This window comes from Polymorphum gilvum SL003B-26A1 (genome assembly GCF_000192745.1).
Lineage (GTDB): Bacteria > Pseudomonadota > Alphaproteobacteria > Rhizobiales > Stappiaceae > Polymorphum > Polymorphum gilvum.
Genome location: NC_015259.1, coordinates 2409798 through 2433796, shown reverse-complemented (window position 1 = coordinate 2433796; position 23999 = coordinate 2409798). Strand labels below are relative to the sequence as shown.

At 67.2% G+C, this 23999-nt stretch carries 24 protein-coding genes; 8 read left to right on the top strand and 16 right to left on the bottom strand.

Annotated elements, in window-relative coordinates; translation table 11 throughout:
• Positions 1–7: 7 nt before the first annotated feature.
• The 4 genes from trkA to hflX all read left to right on the top strand — a co-directional run bounded on the left by trkA (position 8) and on the right by hflX (position 4170).
• Positions 8–1384, top strand: a complete 1377-nt coding sequence (gene trkA, locus SL003B_RS11635; RefSeq protein ID WP_013653041.1) for a Trk system potassium transporter TrkA — start codon at positions 8–10, stop codon at positions 1382–1384.
• Between the two features lie 108 nt (positions 1385–1492).
• Positions 1493–2356: a D-amino-acid transaminase gene (locus tag SL003B_RS11630; protein WP_013653040.1), complete on the top strand. Its 864-nt coding sequence runs from the start codon at positions 1493–1495 to the stop codon at positions 2354–2356.
• A gap of 179 nt (positions 2357–2535) precedes the next feature.
• Positions 2536–2793 (top strand): RNA chaperone Hfq, encoded by a 258-nt coding sequence (hfq, locus tag SL003B_RS11625; RefSeq protein WP_013653039.1) that lies wholly within the window; start codon positions 2536–2538, stop codon positions 2791–2793.
• Positions 2794–4170, top strand: a complete 1377-nt coding sequence (gene hflX / locus SL003B_RS11620; RefSeq protein WP_013653038.1) for a GTPase HflX — start codon at positions 2794–2796, stop codon at positions 4168–4170.
• A 45-nt stretch (positions 4171–4215) separates the two neighbouring features.
• Here hflX and mazG read toward each other — a convergent pair whose 3' ends face one another.
• From mazG to aptA, 9 genes are all read right to left on the bottom strand, one after another.
• On the bottom strand, positions 4216–5037 hold the full coding sequence (mazG, locus tag SL003B_RS11615; RefSeq protein WP_013653037.1) for a nucleoside triphosphate pyrophosphohydrolase: 822 nt from the start codon (positions 5035–5037) through the stop codon (positions 4216–4218).
• Positions 5038–5185: 148 nt separating this feature from the next.
• Positions 5186–6079: an ABC transporter permease gene (locus tag SL003B_RS11610; RefSeq protein ID WP_242390397.1), complete on the bottom strand. Its 894-nt coding sequence runs from the start codon at positions 6077–6079 to the stop codon at positions 5186–5188.
• Between the two features lie 239 nt (positions 6080–6318).
• The gene (locus tag SL003B_RS11605; RefSeq protein WP_049792665.1) at positions 6319–7188 is read right to left on the bottom strand and encodes an ABC transporter permease; all 870 of its coding nucleotides are present in this window, start codon (positions 7186–7188) and stop codon (positions 6319–6321) included.
• A gap of 43 nt (positions 7189–7231) precedes the next feature.
• Complete coding sequence (locus SL003B_RS11600) at positions 7232–8068, bottom strand: ABC transporter ATP-binding protein (RefSeq protein WP_013653034.1); 837 nt, start codon at positions 8066–8068, stop codon at positions 7232–7234.
• 71 nt (positions 8069–8139) lie between these two features.
• Positions 8140–9597 (bottom strand): dihydropyrimidinase, encoded by a 1458-nt coding sequence (gene hydA, locus SL003B_RS11595; RefSeq protein ID WP_013653033.1) that lies wholly within the window; start codon positions 9595–9597, stop codon positions 8140–8142.
• Between the two features lie 382 nt (positions 9598–9979).
• Positions 9980–10267, bottom strand: coding sequence for a GIY-YIG nuclease family protein (locus SL003B_RS11590; RefSeq protein ID WP_085997577.1), 288 nt, complete (start codon positions 10265–10267; stop codon positions 9980–9982).
• Between the two features lie 160 nt (positions 10268–10427).
• A complete protein-coding gene (locus tag SL003B_RS23365; RefSeq protein WP_148259293.1) occupies positions 10428–10721 on the bottom strand; it encodes a hypothetical protein in 294 nt (97 codons plus the stop codon).
• A gap of 4 nt (positions 10722–10725) precedes the next feature.
• Complete coding sequence (locus SL003B_RS11585) at positions 10726–11982, bottom strand: Zn-dependent hydrolase (protein ID WP_013653031.1); 1257 nt, start codon at positions 11980–11982, stop codon at positions 10726–10728.
• Positions 11983–12079: 97 nt separating this feature from the next.
• Positions 12080–13414: an omega-aminotransferase AptA gene (aptA, locus tag SL003B_RS11580; protein WP_013653030.1), complete on the bottom strand. Its 1335-nt coding sequence runs from the start codon at positions 13412–13414 to the stop codon at positions 12080–12082.
• A 411-nt stretch (positions 13415–13825) separates the two neighbouring features.
• Here aptA and SL003B_RS11575 point away from each other — a divergent pair, with 411 nt between their 5' ends.
• From SL003B_RS11575 to arfB, 3 genes are read left to right on the top strand one after another with little or no spacing between them, the layout of a single operon-like run.
• On the top strand, positions 13826–14509 hold the full coding sequence (locus SL003B_RS11575) for a TetR/AcrR family transcriptional regulator (RefSeq protein ID WP_013653029.1): 684 nt from the start codon (positions 13826–13828) through the stop codon (positions 14507–14509).
• The gene (locus SL003B_RS11570; RefSeq protein WP_013653028.1) at positions 14506–15162 is read left to right on the top strand and encodes a TetR family transcriptional regulator C-terminal domain-containing protein; all 657 of its coding nucleotides are present in this window, start codon (positions 14506–14508) and stop codon (positions 15160–15162) included. Before SL003B_RS11575 ends, SL003B_RS11570 begins: the two co-directional genes overlap by 4 nt.
• A gap of 8 nt (positions 15163–15170) precedes the next feature.
• Positions 15171–15647: an alternative ribosome rescue aminoacyl-tRNA hydrolase ArfB gene (gene arfB / locus SL003B_RS11565; RefSeq protein ID WP_013653027.1), complete on the top strand. Its 477-nt coding sequence runs from the start codon at positions 15171–15173 to the stop codon at positions 15645–15647.
• Positions 15648–15912: 265 nt separating this feature from the next.
• Here the strand turns inward: arfB and SL003B_RS11560 are convergent, their stop codons facing one another.
• The gene (locus SL003B_RS11560) at positions 15913–16467 is read right to left on the bottom strand and encodes a regulatory protein RecX (protein WP_049792576.1); all 555 of its coding nucleotides are present in this window, start codon (positions 16465–16467) and stop codon (positions 15913–15915) included.
• Positions 16468–16973: 506 nt separating this feature from the next.
• On the opposite strand from SL003B_RS11560, the gene SL003B_RS11555 reads away from it, so the two are divergent.
• On the top strand, positions 16974–17654 hold the full coding sequence (locus tag SL003B_RS11555) for a TetR/AcrR family transcriptional regulator (protein WP_013653025.1): 681 nt from the start codon (positions 16974–16976) through the stop codon (positions 17652–17654).
• Here the strand turns inward: SL003B_RS11555 and SL003B_RS11550 are convergent.
• The 6 genes from SL003B_RS11550 to SL003B_RS11525 form a co-directional block, all read right to left on the bottom strand.
• Positions 17651–18457: an MBL fold metallo-hydrolase gene (locus SL003B_RS11550; protein ID WP_013653024.1), complete on the bottom strand. Its 807-nt coding sequence runs from the start codon at positions 18455–18457 to the stop codon at positions 17651–17653. The genes SL003B_RS11555 and SL003B_RS11550 overlap by 4 nt on opposite strands.
• Positions 18454–19239, bottom strand: coding sequence for a TatD family hydrolase (locus SL003B_RS11545; protein WP_013653023.1), 786 nt, complete (start codon positions 19237–19239; stop codon positions 18454–18456). The genes SL003B_RS11550 and SL003B_RS11545 overlap by 4 nt, the downstream gene beginning before the upstream one ends.
• Before the next feature lie 59 nt (positions 19240–19298).
• Complete coding sequence (gene metG / locus SL003B_RS11540; protein ID WP_013653022.1) at positions 19299–20855, bottom strand: methionine--tRNA ligase; 1557 nt, start codon at positions 20853–20855, stop codon at positions 19299–19301.
• 100 nt (positions 20856–20955) lie between these two features.
• Positions 20956–22029 (bottom strand): DNA polymerase III subunit delta', encoded by a 1074-nt coding sequence (locus SL003B_RS11535; RefSeq protein WP_013653021.1) that lies wholly within the window; start codon positions 22027–22029, stop codon positions 20956–20958.
• A complete protein-coding gene (tmk, locus tag SL003B_RS11530) occupies positions 22013–22708 on the bottom strand; it encodes a dTMP kinase (RefSeq protein ID WP_013653020.1) in 696 nt (231 codons plus the stop codon). Before tmk ends, SL003B_RS11535 begins: the two co-directional genes overlap by 17 nt.
• Before the next feature lie 34 nt (positions 22709–22742).
• Complete coding sequence (locus tag SL003B_RS11525) at positions 22743–23924, bottom strand: D-alanyl-D-alanine carboxypeptidase family protein (protein WP_013653019.1); 1182 nt, start codon at positions 23922–23924, stop codon at positions 22743–22745.
• Between the last annotated feature and the right edge of the window lie 75 nt (positions 23925–23999).

Sequence of the window (23999 nt, the reverse complement as noted above, 5' to 3'; positions counted from 1 at the left end):
CAGATCGATGAAGGTCGTAATCTGTGGGGCTGGCCAGGTCGGCTACGGGATCGCGGAACGGCTCGCGGCCGAGCAGAATGACGTTTCGGTGATCGATTCCTCGCCGAAGCTCGTTAATGCCATCGGCGACCAGCTCGACGTGCGCGGTTTCGTCGGCAACGGCGCTCATCCCGACGTGCTGGCCCAGGCCGGCGCGGACCAGGCCGACATGATCATCGCCGTGACCCTCTACGACGAGGTCAACATGGTGGCCTGTCAGGTCGCCCATTCCCTGTTCAATGTGCCGACCAAGGTGGCGCGCGTGCGGGCGCAGAGCTACCTGCAGGGGCGCTGGCAGAGTCTGTTCTCGCGCGAGCACATGCCGATCGACGTGATCATCTCGCCTGAGATCGAGGTCGGCGACATGGTGCTGCGCCGTCTGGCGCTGCCGGGCGCGGTCGAGACGGTACGCTTTGCCGATGACCATGTGGTCGTGGTCGGCATCATGTGCGAGGAGGACTGCCCGGTCGTCGACACGCCGCTGCGCCAGCTTACCGACCTGTTTCCCGATCTCGGTGCCGTCGTCGTCGGCGTCGTGCGGGGCGGCAAGCTGTTCGTGCCCAAGAGCAGCGACGCGCTTCTGGTCGGCGATCTTGCCTATGTGGTGGCACGGCGCGACCAGGTGCGCCGGACACTCGGCCTGTTCGGCCACGAGGAGCCCGAAGCCAACCGGGTTGTCATCGCCGGTGGCGGCAACATCGGTCTCTACGTCGCCCAGTCGCTGGAGCAGCGTCAGTCCAAGACCCGCATCAAGGTGATCGAATCCTCGCGCGAGCGGGCCGTGCACATCGCCGACGACCTGAAGCGGGCCGTGGTGCTGCACGGCAGTGCGCTCGACCAGGCGATCCTGGAGGAGGCCGACGTCGCCGACGCGGACACGATGGTCACGCTGACCAACGACGACGAGGTGAACATTCTCGCCTGCGTCATGGCCAAGAAGATGGGCTGCCGGCGCAACCTGTCGCTGCTGAACAATCCGAGCTATCCGGCGTTTGCCAATGCGCTCGGCATCGACGCCTTCATCAATCCGCGTGCGGTGACCATCTCGCGCATCCTACAGCACGTGCGGCGCGGGCGCATACGCGGTGTCCATTCCCTGCAGAACGGCGCGGCCGAGGTCATCGAGGCCGAGGCGCTGGAGACGTCGCCGCTTGTCGGACGTCCGCTGCGCGACATCGACCTGCCGTCCGGCATCCGCATCGGCGCGGTGTACCGGGCCGGCAAGGTGATCACGCCCAACGGCAGCCTCCAGATCCAGGCGCGCGACCGGATCGTCATCTTCGCGCTGGCCAACCGGGTACGCCAGGTCGAGCAGATGTTCCGGGTGAGCCTGGAATTCTTCTGAGCGGCCTGTGGGTTGTGCGCCCGCTCCCGACGGGAGCGCTATCCATCTGGAGCCGTTTTCTGATAGGGCTTTACGGCCCAGCCGCATCGCTTTCCAGACGGAGTCCGCATGAGCCGCATCGCCTATGTCAACGGTCGCTATGTTCCCCATGCGCAGGCCGCGGTCCATATCGAGGATCGGGGCTACCAGTTCGCCGACGGCGTCTATGAAGTGTGCGAGATCTGGGGCGGCAAGATCGTCGACGCACCGCGCCACCTCGACCGGCTCGACCGCTCCCTGCGCGAATTGCGTATTCGCCAACCCATGGCGCGGGCCGCGCTGCTGTTCGTGCTCAAGCAGGTGGCGCGGCGCAACCTGGTGCGCAACGGTCTCGTCTATCTTCAGGTGACCCGCGGCGTGGCAAGACGCGACCATGTCTTCCCCGCTGCCGACGTGCCGCCGACCGTAGTCGTGACCGCCAAGTCGACCAATCCGGCAGCCGGCGACGCCCAGGCCGAAGCCGGCATCGCCGTTGTCAGCTACACGGAGAACCGCTGGCCGCGGGTCGACATCAAGACGGTCGCCCTGCTGCCCAACGTGCTGGCCAAGCAATACGCGCGGGAGAATGGCGCCAAGGAAGCGTGGTATGTCGACGACAACGGGTTCGTGACCGAGGGCGGCTCGACCAACGCCTGGATCGTCACCAGGGACGGCGTTCTGGTTACCCGCCCGGCGGAAACGGGTATCCTGCGCGGGGTGACGCGCAGCGTGGTGCTCGACCTCGTCGTCCGCGAGGGCCTGGCCTTCGAGGAGCGGCCGTTCTCGCTGGAAGAGGCCAAGACCGCGCGCGAAGCCTTCGTCACCGCAGCCTCGACCCTGGTCATGCCGGTGGTCCGCATCGACGACACGCCGGTCGGCAACGGTCACCCGGGATCTGTCGCGGGGCAATTGCGTCGGGCGTTCCATACTGCTAGTCATTTGGAGGATATCTAGGCGCACCCCTGAAATGTCGGGGGGTGTTCCGGCGAATTTAGGTATATTATTGAATTGGCGACTCCGGTAATGCCGGCAGAGGCGGCGGCGTTTGTGTTTAGGGCCTCGCGAGTCGACCACGATAAGCGGAATCGCCACATGCCCCGGCCGCGTGTGGGTGAAACGGGATAAAAAGACTCATGGCTGAGCGTGCGCAGAACCTTCAAGATACCTTTCTCAATCACGTCCGAAAGCAGAAAACACCGCTGACCATCTTCCTGATCAACGGCGTCAAGCTGCAGGGTGTCGTCACATGGTTCGACAATTTCTGCGTCCTGCTGCGTCGCGACGGTCATTCGCAGCTGGTCTACAAGCATGCGATCTCGACCATCATGCCGAACGCTCCAGTGCAGCTGTTCGAACCGGGCGAGGACGCGCCGGAAAAAGCGGGTCAGTGATTGGCACAAGGCTCTCGCAAGGGCGACCCCTCCAGCGCGCCTGACGACGGCGCGCCGACCGGCGACGAGGGAGGGGGTGCCCGCGCCCTGGTCGTCGAGCCCGTGCTGCCGGACCGACCGGCGCGGACCCACGAGCCGGAGATCCTCGTCGGCCGCAGCCCTGAGGCGCGGCTGGAAGAAGCGATCGGCCTGTGCGCGGCGATCGACCTGACGATTGTCGCCGCGTTGATCGTCAAGATCAGCGCGCCGCGCCCGGCGACCCTGCTGGGGACCGGCAAGGTCGAGGATCTCGCCGCCCAGGTCGAGGCTGAGGAGGTCGACGTCGTGGTCGTCGACCATGCGCTGACGCCGATCCAGCAGCGCAATCTGGAACGCGCGTTGAAGACCAAGGTGATCGACCGTACCGGCCTGATCCTGGAGATCTTCGGCGCCCGCGCCCGCACCAAGGAGGGCCGGCTGCAGGTCGACCTCGCGCATCTGACCTGGCAGAAGAGCCGACTGGTGCGCTCCTGGACCCACCTTGAACGCCAGCGCGGCGGCGTCGGCTTCATGGGCGGCCCCGGCGAGACCCAGATCGAGGCCGACCGGCGCCAGATCCAAGACAAGATCATGCGCCTGGAAAAGGAGCTGGACCAGGTCCGGCGCACGCGCGACCTACACCGCAAGAAGCGCAAGAAGATCCCCCAGCCGGTTGTGGCGCTGGTCGGCTATACCAACGCCGGCAAGTCGACGCTGTTCAACCGCCTGACCGAGGCCCAGGTGCTCGCCAAGGACCTGCTGTTCGCCACCCTCGACCCGACGTTGCGGCGCATCAAGCTGCCGCACGGGCGCGAGGTGATCCTGTCCGACACTGTGGGCTTCATTTCCGAGTTGCCGACGCATCTGGTCGCGGCCTTCCGGGCAACTCTGGAGGAGGTGCTGGAGGCCGATCTCATCCTGCATGTACGCGACATCGCCCATCCCGACACCGATGCCCAGGCGGCCGATGTCGCCAGGACGCTGGAGGACCTCGGCGTCGGCCCGACGACCGGCGCGCCGATCGTCGAGGTGTGGAACAAGATCGACTGCCTGGACGCCGAGCGACGCGCACGCCTGCTGGCCGGCCAGACGGACAGCGGACCGGTGGCGCTGTCGGCTCTGACGGGGGAGGGGATCGGCGCCCTTCTCGCCCGCATCGAAGCCTTCATGGCGCAGGGCGACGACACCTTCGAGTTGGCCCTGCCGGTCGAGGAGGGCGAACTTCTCGCCGGCCTTTATCAGATCGGCGAGGTGCTCGCCCGCGAAGATGGCGAGACGGGGATCATCCTGAGGGTGCGCGTCTCGGACAAGCAGAAGGGCCCGTTCCGGGAGAGGTACAAGGCCTTCATCGACGGGTAGGCCGGACGCCAGTGTCCGTCCGGACGCTGGCGTGCCGGTTGCCGCTCACTTTCCCTTCGCCGCCTGCCAGGCCGCTTCCATCTCGTCGAGAGTCATGGCCTCGAGCGTCGTGCCGCGGTCGCGGGCAGCCGCCTCGATGGCGGCAAAGCGGCTGCGGAACTTGCCGTTGGTGCGCCGCAGGGCGGCTTCCGGATCGATGCCGAGGTGGCGGGCGAGGTTGGCGACGGCGAACAGAACGTCGCCGAGTTCGTCCTCCATGGCCGGGGTGGTATCGCCATCGGCTAGGATCTCGACCTCCAGTTCGTCCAGTTCCTCGCGGATCTTGGCCATGACGGGGCGAGCGTCGCCCCAGTCGAAACCGACACGAGCGGCCAGGCGCTGGAGCTTCTCCGCCTCGACCAGGGCGGGGAAGACGGCAGGAACGGCGTCGAGATGACCGGGTTCGGGATCGGGAAGTCCGAGGGCGGCGCGGCGCGCCTTGCGCTCGGCCTTCTCCTCGGCCTTGATCCTGTCCCACATGCCCTTGGCCATGCCGGCCGAACGGGCGTCTTCGTCGCCGAAGACATGGGGGTGGCGGCGGATCATCTTGGTCGTCACGGCCTCGACGACATCGGCGAAGGCGAACTTGTCCGCCTCCTCGGCCATGCGGGTATGGTAGACAACCTGCAGGAGAAGGTCGCCGAGTTCCTCGCGCAGGTCGTCCAGATCGCCACGCCGGATCGCGTCGGCAACCTCGTAGGCCTCCTCGACCGTGTAGGGCGCGATGGTCGAGAAATCCTGCTCCAGATCCCAGGGACAGCCGGTCCCGGGCGTGCGCAGCGCAGCCATGATGTCGATCAGGCGCTGGATGTCGCGGCCGGGCTTCATGCTTTTTTCCTGTGGGGCTTGTCATCCCAGCGGAGGCTGGGAACCAGTAATCACGAACGCACCGTCTATGCCACAAAGGATATGCAGTGTGTACTGGATCCCGGACAAAGCCTTGCGGCTTTTCCGGGATGACAACAGAAGTTGCCTGTCACCCGCGCACCGAGGGATGCCAGAAGGTGAATACGCGCTCGGCCAGGGTGATCAGACCGTAGAACAGCGAGCCGGCGAGGGCGGCGACGGCAATCTCCGCCCAGACCATGTCGACGTTCATGCGGCCGACCTCGGTGGAGATGCGGAAGCCCATGCCGACGATCGGCGTGCCGAAAAACTCCGCCACGATGGCGCCGATGAGGGCGAGCGTGGAGTTGATCTTGAGCGCGTTGAAGATGAACGGCAGTGCCATCGGCAGGCGCAGCTTGACGAGCGTCTGCCCGTAGCTGGCGGCATAGGTGTGCATCAGGTCGCGCTGCATGCGGTCGGCGCTCGCCAAGCCGGTGACGGTGTTCACCAGCATCGGGAAGAAGGTCATGATGATGACCACGGCGGCCTTGGACGGCCAGTCGAAGCCGAACCACATGACCATGATCGGCGCCACACCGATGATCGGCAGGGCGGAGACGAGGTTGCCGATCGGCAGCAGGCCGCGACGCAGGAACGGCACGCGATCGACCAGAACGGCGACCAGGAAGCCGGCTCCGCAACCGATCGCGTAGCCGACGAGCACGGCCTTGAGGAAGGTCTGGCGGAAATCGGCCCACAGCACCGGCCCGGAGGAGATGAGCCGATCCCAGATCGCGCTCGGTGCCGGCAGCAGCACCTTGGGGATGCCGAAGCCGACGACGGCCAATTCCCACAGCACGAGCACCCAGACGCCGAACAGCAGCGGAATGGCGAGGGAGACCGCACGGCGCGCCACCGGGGCGGACGGGCGCCAGGCGGCGAGCCGTTCGACAAAGAGCCATGCGGCGAGCCAGGCGGCGACGGTGAGCGCCCAGAAGCCGGCCTCGGCAGCGCCCGGGTGGCGGGCCGAGGTGGCGAGCAGGGCTGCGGCGGCGAAGGCGGCGGTGGCCCCCACGACAAGATCGCCGAAGGGGCCGCGCAGAAAGCCGAGCAGCACGAGCACCGCGGCCACGGCGAGCAGCGAGGTGGCGATCGCCAGCCGCACCATCGACACGACGGTGAAGGTGCCGCCGAAGGCGCTGCCGGTCAGGGCCAGCACGCAGAAGACCAGAATGCCGGCGGCAAGAATGCCGGACATGCCGAAGCGGAGCGAGGATGCGGTCATTGGCTCATCCCCATGCGGCGCAGGGTCGCCCGCTCGACAACGCCGACCAGCGTGACCAGCAGTCCGGCGAGCACGGCGGCGGTGATCAGCGCCGACCAGATCTGCACCGTCTGGCCGTAGTAGGAGCCGGCGAGCAGGCGCGCGCCGAGGCCGGCGACGGCGCCGGTCGGCAGCTCCCCGACGATGGCGCCGACGAGGCTCGCCGCGATGCCGACCTTCATGGACGTGAACAGATAGGGCACCGCGTAGGGGAAGCGCAGCTTCCAGAAGGTCTGGCCGCGCGAGGCGCTGTATGTGCGCATCAGGTCGAGGTGGATGAGTTCCGGCGAGCGCAGACCCTTGACCATGCCGACGGTGACAGGGAAGAACGAAAGATAGGTGGAGATCATCGCCTTGGGCAGCAGGCCGGAGATACCGATCGCGTTGAGGACTACGATGATCATCGGCGCGATGGCGAGGATGGGGATCGTCTGGGAAGAGATGACCCAGGGCATCAGGCTCTTGTCGAGCACCCGGCTGTGGACGATGCCGACGGCGAGCAGGATGCCGAGCGCCGTGCCGATGACGAACCCGAGCAGGGTCGAGGACAGGGTGATGCCGGCGTGGTAGACGAGGCTGCGCCTCGAGGTGACCGCCTTGTTGACCGTCGTATCCCAGATCTCGACGATGACCTGATGCGGCGCCGGCAGCACGGGCCGCTCCTGCGCCAGGGTGTCGGAGACCAGCCGGCTGAACGGGATGCCGTCCTGACCGGCGCGGGCATAGGTGTCGCGCTGGAACGGCGCGTTGAGGGCGACGGCGGTGACATACCAGAGTGCCAGAATCGCGAGCACGACGACCAGCACGGGGCCGGCGGTGCCGGCCATCAGCGCTGCGAAGGGCGACCGGGCAGGCGAGGCCAGGGCGGCGTCAGTCATCGTAGCTGTGCCCCGCCCTCAGGCCCTCGCGGACGCGATGGGCGATCTTCAGGAACTCCGGCGTCTCGCGGATGTCGAGGCTGCGCTCGCGCGGCAGGTCGCTTTCGATGACGTCGTAGATGCGGCCGGGGCGCGGGCACAGCACGACGATCCTGGTCGACAGGAACACCGCCTCCGGAATCGAGTGGGTGACGAAGACCACGGTCTTCCGCGTCTTGGCCCACAGCTGCAGCAGCTGTTCGTTGAGATGGTCGCGGACGATCTCGTCGAGTGCGCCGAACGGCTCGTCCATCAGGAGCAGGCGCGGTTCGACGGCCAGCGCGCGCGCGATCGAGGCGCGCTGCTGCATGCCGCCGGACAGCTGCCATGGGAATTTTTTCTCAAATCCGCTCAGGTTGACTAGGTCGAGGTTCTTGCGGATGCGCGCCTCCTGCTCGGCTCTGGGGAGTCCCATGATCTCCAGCGGCAGGGCGACGTTGGCGGCGATGGTGCGCCAGGGATAGAGCGCGGCGGCCTGGAACACGTAGCCGTAGGCGCGGGCGAGACGCGCCTGCTCGGGCGAGACGCCGTTGACGGTGATCGAGCCTGCGGTCGGCTGTTCCAGGTCGGCGATGACGCGCAGCAGCGTGGTCTTGCCGCAGCCGGACGGGCCGATGAGCGAGACGAAGTCGCCTTCGTCAATCGTCAGGCCGATGTCCGACAGCGCATGCACCGGACCGTCGCCGGTCTGGAAGGTGAGCGACAGATTCTGAATGTCGATGACGGGGCTGCCCCGCGTCCCTTCTGAGGAGGGGGCCGCGATGCTTTCGAGTGCCGATGTATTCACCATGTCGCCCCAAGTTCTCGCATGATCTGGTTCAGATAACCTTCAAGTATGTCAGCGAGGCCGCCCGGCATGCCTCACACTCCGCTCGCCGGAATGCCGGTTCGCTCGATCTTGCGGGGCGCGGTCAGTTCCTTCCAGGTCGACAGCGCTGTGTTGACGGCCTGGAACGGCTCGCGCCTGACGAACTGGCCGTGACCTTCCTGCGGCGTCACCGTGCCTTCCTCGACGGCGACGCGACCGCGGGTCAGCGTGTAGCGTGGCAGGCCCTTGACCACCTTGCCCTCGAACACGTTGTAGTCGATCGCCGACTGCTGGCTGGCGGCCGAGATGGTCTTGGTCCGTTCCGGATCCCACACGACGATGTCGGCGTCGGCGCCGACCAGGATCGCGCCCTTCTTCGGGTACATGTTCATGATCTTGGCGATGTTGGTCGAGGTGACCGCGACGAATTCGTTCGGAGTCAGGCGACCGGTGTTGACGCCATAGGTCCACAGCATCGGCATGCGATCCTCAAGGCCGCCGGTGCCGTTCGGGATCTTGGTGAAATCGCCGACGCCATAACGCTTCTGCTCGGTGGTGAAGGCGCAGTGGTCGGTGGCGACCACCTGCAGCGAGCCGCTCGCCAAACCCGCCCACAGGCTGTCCTGGTGCTTCTTGTCGCGGAACGGCGGCGACATGACGCGCCGTGCCGCGTGATCCCAATCGGCATGCCGGTATTCGCTGTCGTCGAGCGTCAGGTGCTGGATCAGCGGCTCGCCATAGGCGCGGATGCCGTTCTGGCGTGCCCGGCGGATCGCCTCATGTGCCTGTTCCGACGAGGTATGGACGATATAGACCGGCACGCCGGCCATGTCGGCGATCATGATGGCGCGGTTGGTGGCTTCGCCCTCGACTTCCGGCGGACGCGAATAGGCGTGGGCCTCGGGCCCGGTGTTGCCTTCGGCCAGAAGCTTTGCCTGCAGCGAGGCGACGACGTCGCCGTTTTCGGCATGGACGAGGGGCAGGGCGCCGAGTTCCGCGCAGCGCTGGAACGAGGCGAACATCTCGTCGTCGTTGACCATCAGCGCGCCCTTGTAGGCCATGAAATGCTTGAAGGTGTTGATGCCCTTGTCGCGGACGACGGTCTCCATCTCGTTGAAGACCTGCTCGCCCCACCAGGTGATTGCCATGTGAAAGGAATAGTCGCAATGGGCGCGGGTCGACTTGTTGTCCCACATCTGCAGCGCCTCGAGCAGCGACTGGCCTGGGGCGGGCAGGGCGAAATCCACCACCATGGTGGTGCCGCCGGCAAGGGCCGCGCGGGTGCCTGAATCGAAATCATCGGAGGAATAGGTGCCCATGAAGGGCATTTCCAGGTGTGTGTGCGGATCGATGCCGCCCGGCATGACATAGCAGCCGGTCGCGTCGAGCGTCTCGTCGCCGGACAGGTTCGGGCCGATCTCGACGATCCGGCCGCCTTCGATCTTCACATCCGCCTTGTAGGTCAGGTCGGCGGTGACGATCGTTCCGCCCTTGATCACCTTCGTTGCCATCACTGTTCCCCTTGTTGCGTTTTCTGGCTTCAGGACCGCTCGAAACAGTCCTAGTCGTGTCCGGAGCAGCGCCGGAGTCCTGCTTGTCTCTTGCGAAGATGTGCGCAGCGGATGCCGAAGTGTCGCTCAGGCGTCCTGAAGGATGCGTTCGAGCCGGTCACCACAGTTCCCCTTGCCGTCCCGTGTTCGGACCGTCTGGAACCGACCGGATGCGCCCCGGCGCTCCGATCCCGGATCTCGCTACGCGCGTCCGGGATGACGAAGGGGAGGCTTTTCGATCTGCCGAACCGCGAAACCTGTCCATCTGTTCGAACCTCTCCATGGTCATCCCGGCCGCAGGCGAAGCCGGAGAGCCGGGATCGGCGGGTCGAGACCGTTGCCTTCATCGATTCAGATCCTGATACAAGTCTCGCCACTCCGGATTGGCCTTTTCGATCAGCTCGAACTTCCATTGCCTGCGCCAGCGTTTGATTTGTTTTTCCTTTTCGATCGCATCCCGCACACCCGGATATTCCTCGTACCAGACCAACGATTTGACGCTGTATTTCTCGGTGAAGCCCTCGACTAGCCCTTCCCGATGTTCGTATATCCTTCTGGGCAGATCGCTGGTTACTCCCACGTAGAGCGTTTGAAATGGTTTTGAGGCCATGATGTAGACCCACGCAGGCACTGTTTTTTATTCCTTTCCCGAGGCACTCGGCTCTCCGATCCCGGGTCTCGTTTCACTCGCCCGGAATGACAACCGAGAGGCTAAAGATCTTTTCCAAGCGGATAACCTTTCCTTTGTCATCCCGGACAAGCGCAGCGCAGATCCGGGATCGGGGAGGCAATTACTCTCCCTTCTTTTTGGGAGCCTCGAAGAAGATTGGGACCGAGAAACTGATCTTATTGGTGTGCTCGGATGCTCCCGAAGCTTTTAAATCGGCTGTCGACCAAACCTCAATTCCGGCGCCTCCTTCTTTATTAATTTTTGTATTTATCTCAAAGGTCACTAATTGAGCCGATGCAACTCTCTTCCCATCCACATATCCGGGCGCTATCCAAACTTCAGAAGCCTCTTTTGCTTCGGAAACGCCGGCGCAGATATCCAATAGTGTTTGTTTTACGTAATCTTTCAGCTTCATAGCTTCACTCCACGATCTCCGCCGTTTCCAACACCGCGTGCAGGAGCACGTCGGCGCCGGCCTTGGCCCAGTCGCGGGTGATTTCTTCCGCCTCGTTGTGGGAGAGGCCATCGACGCAGGGGCACATGATCATCGCGGTGGGGGCGACCTTGTTGATCCAGCAGGCATCGTGGCCGGCACCGGAGATGATGTCGCGGTGCGAGTAACCGAGGCGTTCGGCGGCGTTGCGGATCGCGGTGACGCAGCCCTCGTCGAATTTGACCGGATCGAAGCCGCCGACCTTCTCCAGTTCCAGGCCGAGCCCCATGTCGTCGCAGATCGTCTTCGCGCCGATGGCGAGCCGCTGTTCCATGTCGCGGATGACGGCGATGTCCGGGGAGCGGAAGTCGACGGTGAACACCACCTTGCCCGGGATCACGTTGCGCGAGTTCGGATAGACGTCGATGTGGCCGGCCGCCCCCACCGCATGCGGCTTGTGCGACCAGGCGATCTCGTCGACGAGCTCGAGGATGCGCGCCATGCCGAGCCCGGCGTTCCGGCGCATCGGCATCGGCGTCGAGCCGGTGTGGGCATCCTTGCCGGTGACAGTGACCTGAGTCCAGGACAGGCCCTGGCCGTGGGTGACGACGCCGATGTCCTTGCCTTCGGCTTCCAGGATCGGACCCTGCTCGATATGCAGCTCGAACATGGCGTGGATCTTGTCCGCGCGCGCACCGACTGCCTCGTCGCCGACCCAGCCGATCCGCTTAAGCTCGTCGCCGAATTTCAGCCCCTTGGCGTCGGCGCGGTCATAGGCCCAGTCCTGGGTGTGGATGCCGGCGAAGACGCCGGAAGCGAGCATGGCCGGCGCGAAGCGGGTGCCTTCCTCATTGGTCCAGTTGGCGATGACGATCGGATGCCTCGTCTTGATACCGAGGTCGTTCATCGAGCGGACTACCTCGAGCCCACCGAGCACGCCGAGCACGCCGTCGTACTTGCCGCCCGTGGGCTGGGTGTCGAGGTGCGAGCCCATATAAACGGGCAGGGCGTCCGGATCGGTGCCCGGCCGGGTCATGAACATGTTGCCCATGGTGTCGACGGCCATGGTCATGCCGGCCGCCTCGCACCAGGACTGGAACAGCCGCCGGCCCTCGGCATCCTCGTCGGTGAGCGTCTGGCGGTTGTTGCCGCCGGCGACGCCTGGGCCCACCTTCGCCATCTCCATCAGGCTGTCCCACAGCCGGTCGCCGTTGATCCTGAGGTTCTCGCCGGGTGCTGCCATTCTTCAGTTCCCCTCGTCGGTCAGATCGTTACGGACAGATGCGGCCTGGCTGCATCTGTCCGGAAGGACGGTTGCGTCCTGTCGTCCACCGCTTGCCTCAGTCGATGGCGTGCAGGACGGCGCGCAGCGTGCCGAACAACTCGTCGATCTGCGCCTTCGAGATGATCAGCGGCGGCGACAGGGCGATGATGTCGCCGGTGGTGCGGATCAGCAGGCCGTCGTCATAGGCCTTCAGGAAGGCCGAGAAGGCGCGCTTGGTCGGCTCGCCGGCGATGGGCTCCAGTTCCACCGCGCCGATCAGGCCGAGATTGCGGATATCGATGACGTGCGGGCAGTCCTTCAGCGCGTGCAGGCCGTCTTCCCAGTAGCGGGACAGGTCGGCCGCCCGGGTGAGCAGGCCTTCCTCCTCGTAGGTGTCGAGGGTGGCCAGCGCCGCGGCGCAGGCGAGCGGATGGGCGGAATAGGTGTAGCCGTGGAACAGCTCGATCATGTGGTCCGGGCCGGTCATGAAGGCGTCGTAGATGGCCTTGGTGCAGAACACCGCGCCCATCGGCACGACGCCGGAGGTGATGCCCTTGGCGGTGGTGACGAGGTCCGGCGTGACGCCGAAATAGTCGGCAGCAAACGGCGTGCCGAGGCGGCCGAAGCCGGTGATGACCTCGTCGAAAATCAGCAGGATGCCGTGCTGGTCGCAGATCTCGCGCAGGCGCTTGAGATAGCCCTTCGGCGGGATCAGCACGCCGGTGGAGCCGGCGACCGGTTCGACGATGACAGCGGCGATGGTCGAGGGATCGTGGAGCTGGATGACCTTGATCAGGTCGTCGGCGAACTCCGCGCCGTGCTCCGGCTCGCCGCGGGTGAAGGCGTTGCGCGCCGGGTCGTGCGTGTGGCGGATGTGGTCGACGCCGGTCAGCATGGTGCCGAAGGTGCGCCGGTTGGCGACGATGCCGCCGACCGAGATGCCGCCGAAGCCGACGCCGTGGTAGCCGCGCTCGCGGCCGATCAGGCGCGTGCGGGTGCCCTGGCCGATGGCGCGCTGGTAGGCGAGTGCGATCTTCAGCGCCGTGTCGACGCTTTCCGAGCCGGAGTTGGTGAAGAACACATGGTCGAGCGGCGAGGGCAGCATGGCCGCAAGCCGTGCGGCCAGTTCGAAGGCCTTGGGGTGGCCCATCTGGAAGGCGGGCGCGTAGTCGAGCTCCGCGATCTGCTTCTGCACCGCCTCGACGATCCGCGGCCGGCCATGGCCGGCGTTGCAGCACCACAGGCCGGCGGTGCCGTCGAGCACCTGGCGGCCCTCGGCGGTGGTGTAGTGCATGTCCTTTGCGCCGACGAACATGCGCGGCGCCTTCTTGAACTGCCGGTTCGCGGTGAACGGCATCCAGAAGGCTTCCAGATTGTTGGGTATGGCGGCAGCAGCGGCCTTGTCAGACATGTTTCCTCCTTCCCGGGCGATCCCTGGCGGCGCCTCGGTGCTGGCAGATCGAACGGCACGCGTACGGCGATGCGGACGCGGTCGGGCGCAGCCTAGCAGCGCCGACGCGGCTTGTCCGTGTCCGTGTTGCGGATGATCATTCGTGCGGTTCCCACTTGGCCGGACTCGCGCGGACCTGTCGCCCGCATGCACGCCGCGCCTGTTGTTCTCTGGAATGCGACTCTCTTCGTTGGAGAGTCCGCGTTTTGTCTTGCGCCAGCCGATCCCGTCCTTGCGCCCGGTGCCCGCCGTTGCTAGGCATGGGGAAGGGGGACGAAATCTGACCAAACGGTCAAATCGAGCGTATGAACACTTGACCAAACGGTCAAGATGATAATTTGATCGGCAAGATGATTTTGTGATCACGAACCCATGGACCGCAGGCCGTCCTCCAAGAGCGCGACGCGCGCCGAAAACGAACGCCTCATCCTGGAGGCGGCGGAGACCGTATTCGCCGAGCACGGCTTCCGCGGCGCGACGACCGGCATGATCGCGGAACGGGCCGGCATCCCCAAGGCCAACCTGCACTACTATTTTCCGACCAAGGAGACGCTGTATCGCCAGGTCGTGGAGAACATCTTCACCATCTGGCTGGACGCGGCCAATTCCTTCGACGAATGCGCCGACCCGCAAGAGGCGCTGACACGCTACATCACGACCAAGATGGATATCTCGCGCCAGCACCCGATGGGCTCCAAGGTGTGGGCGAACGAGATCCTGCACCGGGCGCCGGTGATCCAGGACTATCTGGAGACGACGCTGCGCGAGTGGACGGCGACGCGTATCGCCGTCATCGACCGCTGGATTGCAGAGGGCAAGATGGCGCCGGTCGACGCGCGCACGCTGCTCTACATGATCTGGGCGACGACCCAGCACTACGCGGATTTCAACCACCAGATCGACACGCTGAACGGCGGCCGGCCGCTGAGCGACGCGCAGTTTGACGCGATGAAGGACACCGTGGTGCGCATCATCCTGACCGGCGTCGGGATCCGCCCGGCCCGCACGGCAGGCGAGGCCGGGCCGGTGGCCGTTGCCGGGAGTGCAGGCTCTTGACCGCCGCGCCCGAGCGCATCACCCGGCCGCCACGCCCCTCGCGCATCCAGGAGCGCAACCGGGCCAAGATCCTCGAGGCGGCGCTGGCCGAATTCTCGCGGCTCGGATTCGGCGGCGCGACGATCGACCGGATCGCGGCCGGGGCGGGGATGTCGAAATCCAACCTGCTCTACTATTACGCTTCCAAGGAGGCCATGTACGAGGCGGTGCTGGCGCATATCCTGGACATCTGGCTGGCGCCGCTGCGCACGCTCGACCCGGCCGGCGATCCGGCGCAGGAACTCGCCGCCTACATCAGGCAAAAGATAAAGATATCGGCAGAACAGCCTGAGGCATCGAGGCTTTTTGCAAACGAAGTGATGCAGGGAGCGCCGCGCATCATGACCGTCCTGGAAGGCAGCTTAAAGGACCTGGTCGACGAGAAGAGCCAGGTCATCCGCGGCTGGATCGCGGCCGGGGCGATCCGTCCGGTGGAGCCGGTGCACCTGATCTTCACCATCTGGGCGACGACCCAGCACTATGCCGATTTCGAGGCGCAGATCCGGGCCCTGACCGGCAAGACGCTGAAGGACCGGCATTTCCGCGCCGAGGCGGAACGCTCGCTGGTCGACCTGCTTCTGCATGGACTGATCCGGACGTCCGGCCATGATTGAGGGTGGCCATGACTGACGGCGGCTCCGGGGAGAAAGCGCGTCCGCCGACGCCGCCGACACGGCGGATCGCGGTGACCGGCCGGCTGTACATTTCCGAGGACGACCTGCACGAGGATTTCGTGCGCGCGTCGGGACCGGGCGGACAGAACGTGAACAAGGTCTCCACGGCGGTGCAGCTGCGCTTCGACCTGGCCGGCAACGCGACGCTGCCCGACGACGTCAAGGCGCGCGCGGCGAGGCTTGCCGGCAGCCGGCTGACGCAGGGTGGCGAGATCGTCCTGCAGGCAGACCGGTTCCGCAGCCGCGAGCGTAACCGCGAGGACGCGCTGGCGCGGCTCATCGAACTGCTGGCGAGCGCGGCGGTACGCGAGAAGCCGCGCAGGCCGACGCGGCCGACGCTGGCGTCGAAGAAGCGGCGAGTGAGCGAGAAGAAGCAGCGCGGCGGCATCAAGAAGCTGCGCACGGGCAAGCCGGATATCGACTGAGCGCTGGGGACTGAGCGCGGGGACTGAGCGGGCGCAACCCGAAGCGGGGCGAACCACAAAGGGGCACCGGCATCGTAGCTCATAAAAATCGGATAAGATATATTATGGAACTTTATTGAGGCACTTGAAAAACCGGCGGGCCCTCCGGCTGGTGCGCGCCGAAGCGCCGGCCGACGGGCGGACTCGCCGCGCCGTACCGCAGACGTGAGTTTGCCACGAGAATTCCATCCGATGCCGGAGCCGCTGGCGTGGCACATCGGCGGCCTCACGCCGTCGCGGTCCCGTCGTCTCCGTCGTCCTCGGCGTCGCCGTCAATCACCCGGCGCGCCACGTCGAAACCGAAGCCGGCGCGGCACAGCGCGGCCAGATCCCGGTCGCGGAAGTCGGCGCGCGCACCGCGCGTGCGCCACGGACCGAGCCGGCGGCGGCGCGCAAGCCGGCGGGCGGCATCGCCGTCGTCTGTGTCGTCGCGCGCCAGCACGGCCTCGATGACGGACTTGTCGACACCCTTGGCGGCAAGCCCGGCGGCGATCTGGCGCGTCGAACGGCCACGGCGGCGTTGGCTCGCAACCCGGGTCTCGGCGAAGGCCGTGTCGTCGACGAGACCCGCACGCAGGCAGCGCGCGACGACGGCGTCGATCAGGGCGGCGAACTCCGCCGGATCGCGGTCGTGGGCGCGTGCCGCGCGGGTGACCTTGCGCGCGAGCACCCGGCGCAGGTTTTCCGCCGAGCTCGCGTAGCGCTCCAGATAGGCCAGTGCCGAGCGCGCCAGACGCTCCTCGGTCGGCAGTTTCCAGGTCTTCGGGGTGCTGGTACGCATGGCGCAAGGATAGCGGGATTCGGCGAGACCTCCCAATTCGCGGCGATTTGCCAGCCGCAGCGCGCCGGTCACCGAACCGAGGGCAGCACTGAGCCGAGCAGACCTGCCCCTGCCCTCCGGACGCCTTGCGGCGGGCGGCGGAGCGCAGTGGATTTTCCGGGCACGGGTGGGGGGGATGTGTCCGGAGATGGGTCTGCAGTCCGCCGCCCGCCCTTCCCGTCTCCGGGAAGCGTGTGCGATCGCGCGCTCCGTCCGGCCTTGGCCCGGGAACGGCCTCGGGTCATCTCTGCTGACTGCACGAGACAACTCGTCCGAAGAGCCGGCCGGTGGTGGGATCAAAATGACTGAACGGTTCGGTCATTTCTGATATAAGGCGGAAGACCTGCCGCGCGCAAGAGGTCCGGGTCATTTTTCCCCGCAAGGGCCACACACCGGCCGGACAGGCGGGATTTGACAGGCCGGCGCGTGCGACATAGGAACCGGAAAACAACGGGGCGGAACGAACCATGGTGACGGACAGGGCGGCGCGGGACTCCCTCCCCGCTGCGGCGGCGGAGAGCGAAGCGAAGACCGACAACGCCAAGCGGCGGCAGATCCTGGACGGCGCGCGCACCGTGTTCCGCGCCCGCGGCTTCGACGGCGCCAGCATGGAGACCATCGCCCGGCAGGCGGGCGTGTCCAAGGGCACGCTCTACGTCTATTTCGACAGCAAGGAGGCGCTGTTCAGGGCCCTCATCCTGGAAGAGCGGATGGAGCAGCCCGAGACCTGCCTGGAACTCGCCGGCTGCCCGGGCGACATCGCCGCTGACCTCAAGCGGATCGGCACCGCCTATCTGGAGAAGATGTCGATGCCGGAGCGCATCTCGACGCTGCGCATGGTGGTCGGCGCCGTCGAGCAGTTCCCCGAATTCGGCGCCCTGCTCGACGCGGAAGGGCCGCGGCGGGGCATCGAGAACCTCGGGGCGTTCCTGCAGGCGCGCATCGCGCGCGGCGACCTGAAGCCCTGCGACACCGAGGTGGCGGCCAGCCATTTCTTCGGCCTGTGCACCGCACGCGCGCTGCGCCGCGTGCTGTTCAACGTCGGCAGCGTGCCGAGCGAAGACGAGATCCGCAGCACCGTCGAGGCGGCGGTGGCGGTCTTTCTTGCCGCCTATGGCGGCGAGCCTTGCCGAGAGGGCAAGGGTTAGAGCGGCAGCTCGATGATCATGCCGTCGTGGGCCGGCTCGACGCCGGCCGGCAGGTCGCGCACCAGCGCGGCATAGTCCATGTCGTTGTGCATGTTGGTCAGCACCGCGCGTCGGGGCGCAAGGTCGGCGATCCAGGTCAGCGCGTCGGTCAGGCAAAAATGGCTCGGATGCGGCTTGTGCCGCAGCGCGTCGACGATCCACAGCCTCAGCCCGGCGAACTGAGTCACCGCGACCTCCGGAATCTCGGACACGTCGGGCAGGTAGGCGACGTCCTCGAAGCGGAAGCCGAGGGCGTCGATCTCGCCGTGGTTGACCTCGATCGGCAGGAAGGACAGCGCCCCCCCCGCCCCGTCGATCACCGCCGGCACGCCGGCGGTCAGCCGCACCTCGTCGAGGATCGGCGGATAGGACGAGCCCGGCGGCGTGGCGAAGCAGTAGCCGAAGGCCGCATGGGCGCGTCGGGAGGTCTTCTCGTCCATGTAGACCGGCACCCGCCGGCGGTGGCGGATGGCCAGCATGCGCAGGTCGTCGATGCCGTGCAGGTGATCGGCGTGGGCATGGGTGTAGAGCACCGCGTCGAGATCCTCGACGTCGGCGTCGAGGAGCTGTTGGCGCATGTCGGGGCCGGTGTCGACGAGGACCGTCGTCGCCCCCCCCGCTCCGAGGCGTCGGACCAGGATCGAGCAACGCAGGCGCCGGTTCCTCGGCTCGGCCGGGTCGCAGTCGCCCCAGTCGTTGCCGAGCCGCGGCACCCCGCCCGACGAGCCGCAGCCCAGGATGGTGATCTCGAGCCGTGCGCTCATGCCGCCGGCCTCGGCACCTTGGAAAACAGGCGGAAGAAGTTCTCCGTCGTCTGCTCAGCGATTTCCTCGACCGACACGCCGCGCGTCTCGGCCAGCACCGCCGCCGTATAGGCGGTATAGGCGGGCTCGTTGCGCTTGCCGCGTTTGGGCTGCGGCGCGAGATAGGGCGCGTCGGTCTCGACCAGCAGGCGGTCGGCTGGCAGCTCGCGCGCGACGGCGCGGATGTCCTCGGAGTTGCGGAAGGTCAGGATGCCGGAAAAGGACACGTAGAGCCCGAGCTCGACGCCCTTCAGCGCCAGATCGCGGCCCGAGGAGAAGCAGTGCAGGACGGCCGGAAAGGCCCCCTTCCCCATCTCCTCCTCCAGGATCGCCGCCATGTCCTCGTCGGCCGATCGGGCATGGATGACCAGCGGCAGGCCGGTCGCGCGGGCCGCCGCAATGTGGGTGCGAAACCCCTGGGCCTGGGCGGCGCGCGGCGCCTTGTCGTAGAAATAGTCGAGCCCCGCCTCGCCGATCGCGACCACCTTGGGATGGGCCGACAGCCGCACCAGGTCCTCGACCGTGACGTCGAGCTCCTCGTCGGCATTGTGCGGATGGGTACCGACCGAACAATAGACGCTGTCGTGGGCCTCGGCGACGGCAAGCACCTGGTCGAACTTCCGCACCCGTGTGCAGATGGTGACCATGACGCCGATGCCGGCTTCGTGGGCACGCGCGACGAGCGCGTCGCGCTCGCCGTCGAAGTCGGGGAAGTCGAGATGGCAGTGGCTGTCTACGAGCATCTGTGGTCCGGGTCCGTTGCCGGGCGGGTTGAAGGGCGTCGCCGGTCAGGTGCAGACGGTCAGGCGTCGCCCGATTCCGGCTCGACGTAGCGCGGGAACGCCGGGACGGGCTTCGGGATGGCAACGCCCGCGGCCAGGCGGCCTGCCGCCCCGAGTCGGGCGAAGACGCGATTGTCCGCGGCCACGCCGAGATTGTCGAGCAGCAGGGCGGCCGCGTTCGGCGTCACCGGCTGGGCCAGGATGGCGATCTGGCGGATCACCTCGGCGGTGACGTAGAGCACGGTGCCCATGCGGGCCGGATCGCTCTTGCGCAGCGCCCACGGCTCCTGCGCAGCGAAATAGCGGTTGGCTTCCGCCACGCAGGCCCATACGCAGGCGAGCGCCTGGTGGATCTCCTGGCGGGCGAAGGCCGCGCGGCAGGTGTCTAGCATGACGTCGGCCTGGCCGAGGATCGCCTCGTCCTCGGGCGTGAGGGCGCCGGGTGCCGGCAGCACGCCGTCGCAGTTCTTGGCGATCATCGACAGCGAGCGCTGCGCCAGATTGCCGAGGTCGTTGGCGAGATCGGCGTTGATGCGCCCGACGATCGCCTCGTGGCTGTAGTTGCCGTCCTGGCCGAAGGGCACCTCGCGCAGGAAGAAGTAGCGCGTCTGGTCGAGGCCGTAGTGCTCGATCAGGTTGAACGGGTCGATGACGTTGCCGACCGACTTGGACATCTTCTCGCCGCGGTTGAACAGGAAGCCGTGGGCGAAGACGCGCTTCGGCAGCGGAATTCCGGCCGACATCAGGAACGCCGGCCAGTAGACGGCGTGGAAGCGGATGATGTCCTTGCCGATGATGTGGGCGTCGGCCGGCCAGTAGGACCACAGCGGATCGTCCTCGTCGGGAAAGCCGACGCCGGTGATGTAGTTGGTCAGGGCGTCGACCCAGACATACATGACATGCGCCTCGTCCCCCGGCACGGGGATGCCCCAGTCGAAGGTGGTGCGCGAGACGGACAGGTCCTTGAGGCCGCGCTTGACGAAGCTGACGATCTCGTTGCGCCGCTCGGCCGGCCCGATGAAGTCGGGATTGGCCTCGTAATGGGCGAGCAGCCGGTCCTGATAGGCGGACAGGCGGAAGAAGTAGCTCTCCTCCTCGACCCATTCGACCGGCGAGCCCTGCGGGCCGTAGCGCACGCCGTCGGCGCGCAGCTCCGTCTCGCCTTCCTGGTAATAGGCCTCGTCGCGCACCGAGTACCAGCCCGAGTAGCTGTCCTTGTAGATGTCGCCGTTCGCGGCCATCCGGCGCCAGATCTCCTGGCTGGAGCGGTGGTGGCGGGGTTCGCTGGTGCGGATGAAGTCGTCGTTGGTACAGCCGAGGGCGGCGACCATGTCGCGGAAGCGGGCCGAATTGCGGTCGGCGAGCTCGCGCACGGAAATGCCTTCCTTCTTCGCCGTCTGCAGCATCTTCTGGCCGTGCTCGTCGGTGCCGGTCAGGAAATAGACGTCCTTGCCGTCGAGGCGCTGGAACCGCGCCATGGCGTCGGTCGCGATCGCCTCGTAGGCGTGGCCGATGTGCGGCGCGCCGTTCGGGTAGGAAATGGCGGTGGTGATGTAGTACTTCGGTCTGGCGGTCATATCGGTCCTGGAACATTCAGGCGCAGGGCGGTCGAGGGCGGACGACGGGCGGACAAAAAGAGGCCGGGCTCGCGGTGCGGCACGGCCCTTCCACAGGGCTTCACGCCGGCATTCGCATGACCTCCGAAAGGTTCCGGAATACGTCGAGGACAACCTGTTTTCTGTCGAGATTGAGCGCCTCGGCATCGGCCGCGGCGCGGCCCATCTTTTCCCATACCTCCGTCCACCTGACAAGCCGGGAGGCGGACTGGCCTGCATCCGCGACCAGGCGCCGGTGCAGCCAGTCGCGCGCGACATGCAGGAACGCCTCCCAGTTGTCGGTCTGGCCGCGGGCGGCCACCAGATCCGCGAAGGCGTGCAGGGCGGCGACGTCGATGCGCGGCAGCCGGTCGGCCAGCGCGAGGAAGCCGCGGTTGACGGCGAGCCCCTCGCCCGACAGCAGCAGCAGCGCGGCGCGCAGGCTGCCGTCGGCAAAGCGCGTGACGTCGGCGAGCGTGGCGGCGTCCGGCGCCTCGTCGAGGACGCCGGGCAGGCCGGCGGCGATCTCTTCGGCCGACAGCGGCGCGAGGTCCAAACGCCGGCAGCGCGAGCGGATGGTCGGCAGCAGCCGGCCCGGCGTGTGCGACAGCAGCAGGAACAGCGAGTTGGCCGGCGGCTCCTCCAGGATCTTGAGCAGCGCGTTGGCCGAGCTGACGTTCATTTCGTCGGCGGAATCAACGATGCAGATGCGCCAGCCGCTGCCGGAGGCGGTGGTGCCGAAGAAGGAGACGGTGCGGCGCACTTCCTCGACCGGAAGTTCGGTCCTGAAGCGCTTGCGCTTGTCGTCCCAGGGACGGCGCAGGTGCAGGAGGTTCGGGTGAGTGCCGGCGGCGACCTGGCGGGCGACTACATGGTCGGCGGAGACGGCAAGATCGCGCGCGGCCGCGATCAAGGCGGCGAAGCGGTCGGGATGGGCGAGCGCGAAGCGCGCGAAGCGGAAGGCGAGCGTCGCCTTGCCGATGCCCTTCGGCCCGCCGAGGATCCAGGCATGATGGAAGCGGCGCGAGCCATAGGCTTCGAGCAATTCCCGTTCGGCCTCGCGGTGGCCGATCAGGGCCGTGCGCTCGCGCGGCAGCGGCACGCCCGGGATCTCGTCGACCTCGGGCGCGGCGTCGAGATCAGCCGCGCGCGCCATCGGCGGCCTCCCGGCGCTTTCGGCGCGGCGCCGACCGTTCGAGGCCGAAACGTTCGCTGACCGCTGCCCAGACGGCCGCCTCGACCTCGGCGGCGTCGCCCGAGCCGTCGACGATGCGGATTCGCTCCGGCTCGTCGCGAGCAAGCTCCAGGAACAGCGCACGGCGGCGTTCGTGCACGCCAAGAGCCTCGTCCTCGAAGCGGTCGGGACCGCGGTCTGCACCCGCGTTGCGGCTGCGCGCGGCGACCCGCTTCAGCCCGACGTCCGCCGGCACGTCGATCAGGACGGTCAGGTCCGGGCGCAGGTCGAGGGTGGCGGCGGTCTCCAGCAGGCCGAGCAGGTGGGCGTCGACGCCGGCCTCACCCTGGTAGACGCGGGTGGAATCGGCAAAGCGGTCGCACAGCACCCATTTGCCGGCCTCGAGCGCCGGGCGGATGGTGGCGTCGACGTGGTCGGCGCGGGCGGCGGCGAACAGCATCGCCTCGCCGCGCGGGCCGAGGCCGCGCGCCCCGCCGCTCAAGAGGAGATCGCGGATGAACTCCGCGCCGGGAGAGCCGCCCGGCTCGCGGGTGACGACGACATCGATCCCGAGCGCGGCCAGCCGATCGTGCAGGCGACGGATCTGGGTCGATTTTCCGGCCCCCTCGCCGCCCTCAAATGTGATGAACCGCCCCTGCACCCGGGACCTCCTGCAAACCCGCGCCGCGCGGCGCTCAGAACCAGCCGAACAGCAGCTCCACCACACCGTCGAGCGAGCGGCGCGACAAGGTGCCGCGCGCGACCTCGGCGCCGGTGACCAGCGGTGCGCTGTAGACCACGCTGTTGTCGGCGGCCAGCACGCGCAACTCGCCGGCCGGCGCGCCGGCGACCACTGGCGCGACGAACGGCCCCGAATAGACCGCCCGCAGGCGGTAGTCGCGGTTGCCGCCGACGGGCAGCAGTACCGCGATCGGGTCCTTCGCCACAAGAGGCACGGAGCCGGTCTCGCCGCCGTAGACGCGCGCGCTGGCTACCGGCTCGCCCCGTCCGAACAGGATCTGCACCTGGAACGCCTCCCAGGCGCCCTCGACGAGGTCGCGCAGGGCCGCAAGGCGCATCTTGTCGGTGTCGAGGCCGGCGATCACGGCGATGACGCGCCGGCCGTCGCGCTCGACCGAGGCGAGGCCGGAATAGCCATCGGCCTGGGACAGGCCGGCGCCGAGGCCGTCGAGGCCACGGATCTCGCCGAGGAGCGGGTTCTTGTTGCGCTGGAAGATCCTGTTCCAGGTGAATTCGGGCAGCGAAAAGAGCTCGTATCGGGTGCGGTGGGTGTCGAGGATGTAGGCCGCCAGCCGCGCCATGTCGCGCGCCGTGGTGCGGTTGCCCGGATCCTCGAAGCCGGTCGGATTGGCGAAGCGGCTGGAGATCATGCCGATCCGGGTCGCGAGCGCGGTCATACGCTGCGCGAACGCCGTCTCGCTGCCGGCAAGGCCCTCGGCCAGCACGATCGCCGCGTCGTTGGCGTTGTGCACGAGCAGGCCGCGCAGCAGGTCGGCGACCGGAATTTCCGACCGGACGGCGGCGAACATAGTCGAGGTGCGCGACGGCGCGCCGCCGGTGCGCCAGGCGTGCTCGCTGACCTTGAACAGCGTCTCCTCGAACACCTCGCCCGATTTCAGCGCGTCGAACACCACCGCGGCGGTCATCACCTTGGCGAGCGAGCCGGGCGCGAAGGCCTCGTCCGGCGCCTTGGCGTAGAGCACCGTGCGGCTGGAATGGTCGATCAGGAAGGCCGAGCGCGCGCGCGTTTCCAGCACGTCGGCGGCCGCGGCGAAGGCCGGCAGGACGACAAGCGCAAGGACCAGCAGGGCGCCCGCAAGACGGCCTCGTCCCCTTACCTGGTTCGTTTCGGTCATGCCCTGCCCCGGACTCGCGCCTGCCTGCCGCATGGCACGGAGAATAGCCCGGGCCCGGGCCGGCGCAAGGGGGCG

Coding starts and splice junctions, on each gene's coding strand:
- SL003B_RS11585 (WP_013653031.1), bottom strand. CDS start 11,982: ATGGCAGCACCCGGCGAGAACCTCAGGATCAACGGCGACCGGCTGTGG.
- SL003B_RS11525 (WP_013653019.1), bottom strand. CDS start 23,924: ATGACCGAAACGAACCAGGTAAGGGGACGAGGCCGTCTTGCGGGCGCC.
- SL003B_RS11550 (WP_013653024.1), bottom strand. CDS start 18,457: ATGAGCGCACGGCTCGAGATCACCATCCTGGGCTGCGGCTCGTCGGGC.
- arfB (WP_013653027.1), top strand. CDS start 15,171: ATGACTGACGGCGGCTCCGGGGAGAAAGCGCGTCCGCCGACGCCGCCG.
- SL003B_RS11555 (WP_013653025.1), top strand. CDS start 16,974: ATGGTGACGGACAGGGCGGCGCGGGACTCCCTCCCCGCTGCGGCGGCG.
- hydA (WP_013653033.1), bottom strand. CDS start 9,597: ATGGCAACGAAGGTGATCAAGGGCGGAACGATCGTCACCGCCGACCTG.
- mazG (WP_013653037.1), bottom strand. CDS start 5,037: ATGAAGCCCGGCCGCGACATCCAGCGCCTGATCGACATCATGGCTGCG.
- SL003B_RS11560 (WP_049792576.1), bottom strand. CDS start 16,467: ATGCGTACCAGCACCCCGAAGACCTGGAAACTGCCGACCGAGGAGCGT.
- SL003B_RS11575 (WP_013653029.1), top strand. CDS start 13,826: ATGGACCGCAGGCCGTCCTCCAAGAGCGCGACGCGCGCCGAAAACGAA.
- hfq (WP_013653039.1), top strand. CDS start 2,536: ATGGCTGAGCGTGCGCAGAACCTTCAAGATACCTTTCTCAATCACGTC.
- SL003B_RS11545 (WP_013653023.1), bottom strand. CDS start 19,239: ATGCTCGTAGACAGCCACTGCCATCTCGACTTCCCCGACTTCGACGGC.
- SL003B_RS11605 (WP_049792665.1), bottom strand. CDS start 7,188: ATGGCCGGCACCGCCGGCCCCGTGCTGGTCGTCGTGCTCGCGATTCTG.
- trkA (WP_013653041.1), top strand. CDS start 8: ATGAAGGTCGTAATCTGTGGGGCTGGCCAGGTCGGCTACGGGATCGCG.
- metG (WP_013653022.1), bottom strand. CDS start 20,855: ATGACCGCCAGACCGAAGTACTACATCACCACCGCCATTTCCTACCCG.
- SL003B_RS23365 (WP_148259293.1), bottom strand. CDS start 10,721: ATGAAGCTGAAAGATTACGTAAAACAAACACTATTGGATATCTGCGCC.
- SL003B_RS11600 (WP_013653034.1), bottom strand. CDS start 8,068: ATGGTGAATACATCGGCACTCGAAAGCATCGCGGCCCCCTCCTCAGAA.
- SL003B_RS11535 (WP_013653021.1), bottom strand. CDS start 22,029: ATGGCGCGCGCGGCTGATCTCGACGCCGCGCCCGAGGTCGACGAGATC.
- aptA (WP_013653030.1), bottom strand. CDS start 13,414: ATGTCTGACAAGGCCGCTGCTGCCGCCATACCCAACAATCTGGAAGCC.
- SL003B_RS11630 (WP_013653040.1), top strand. CDS start 1,493: ATGAGCCGCATCGCCTATGTCAACGGTCGCTATGTTCCCCATGCGCAG.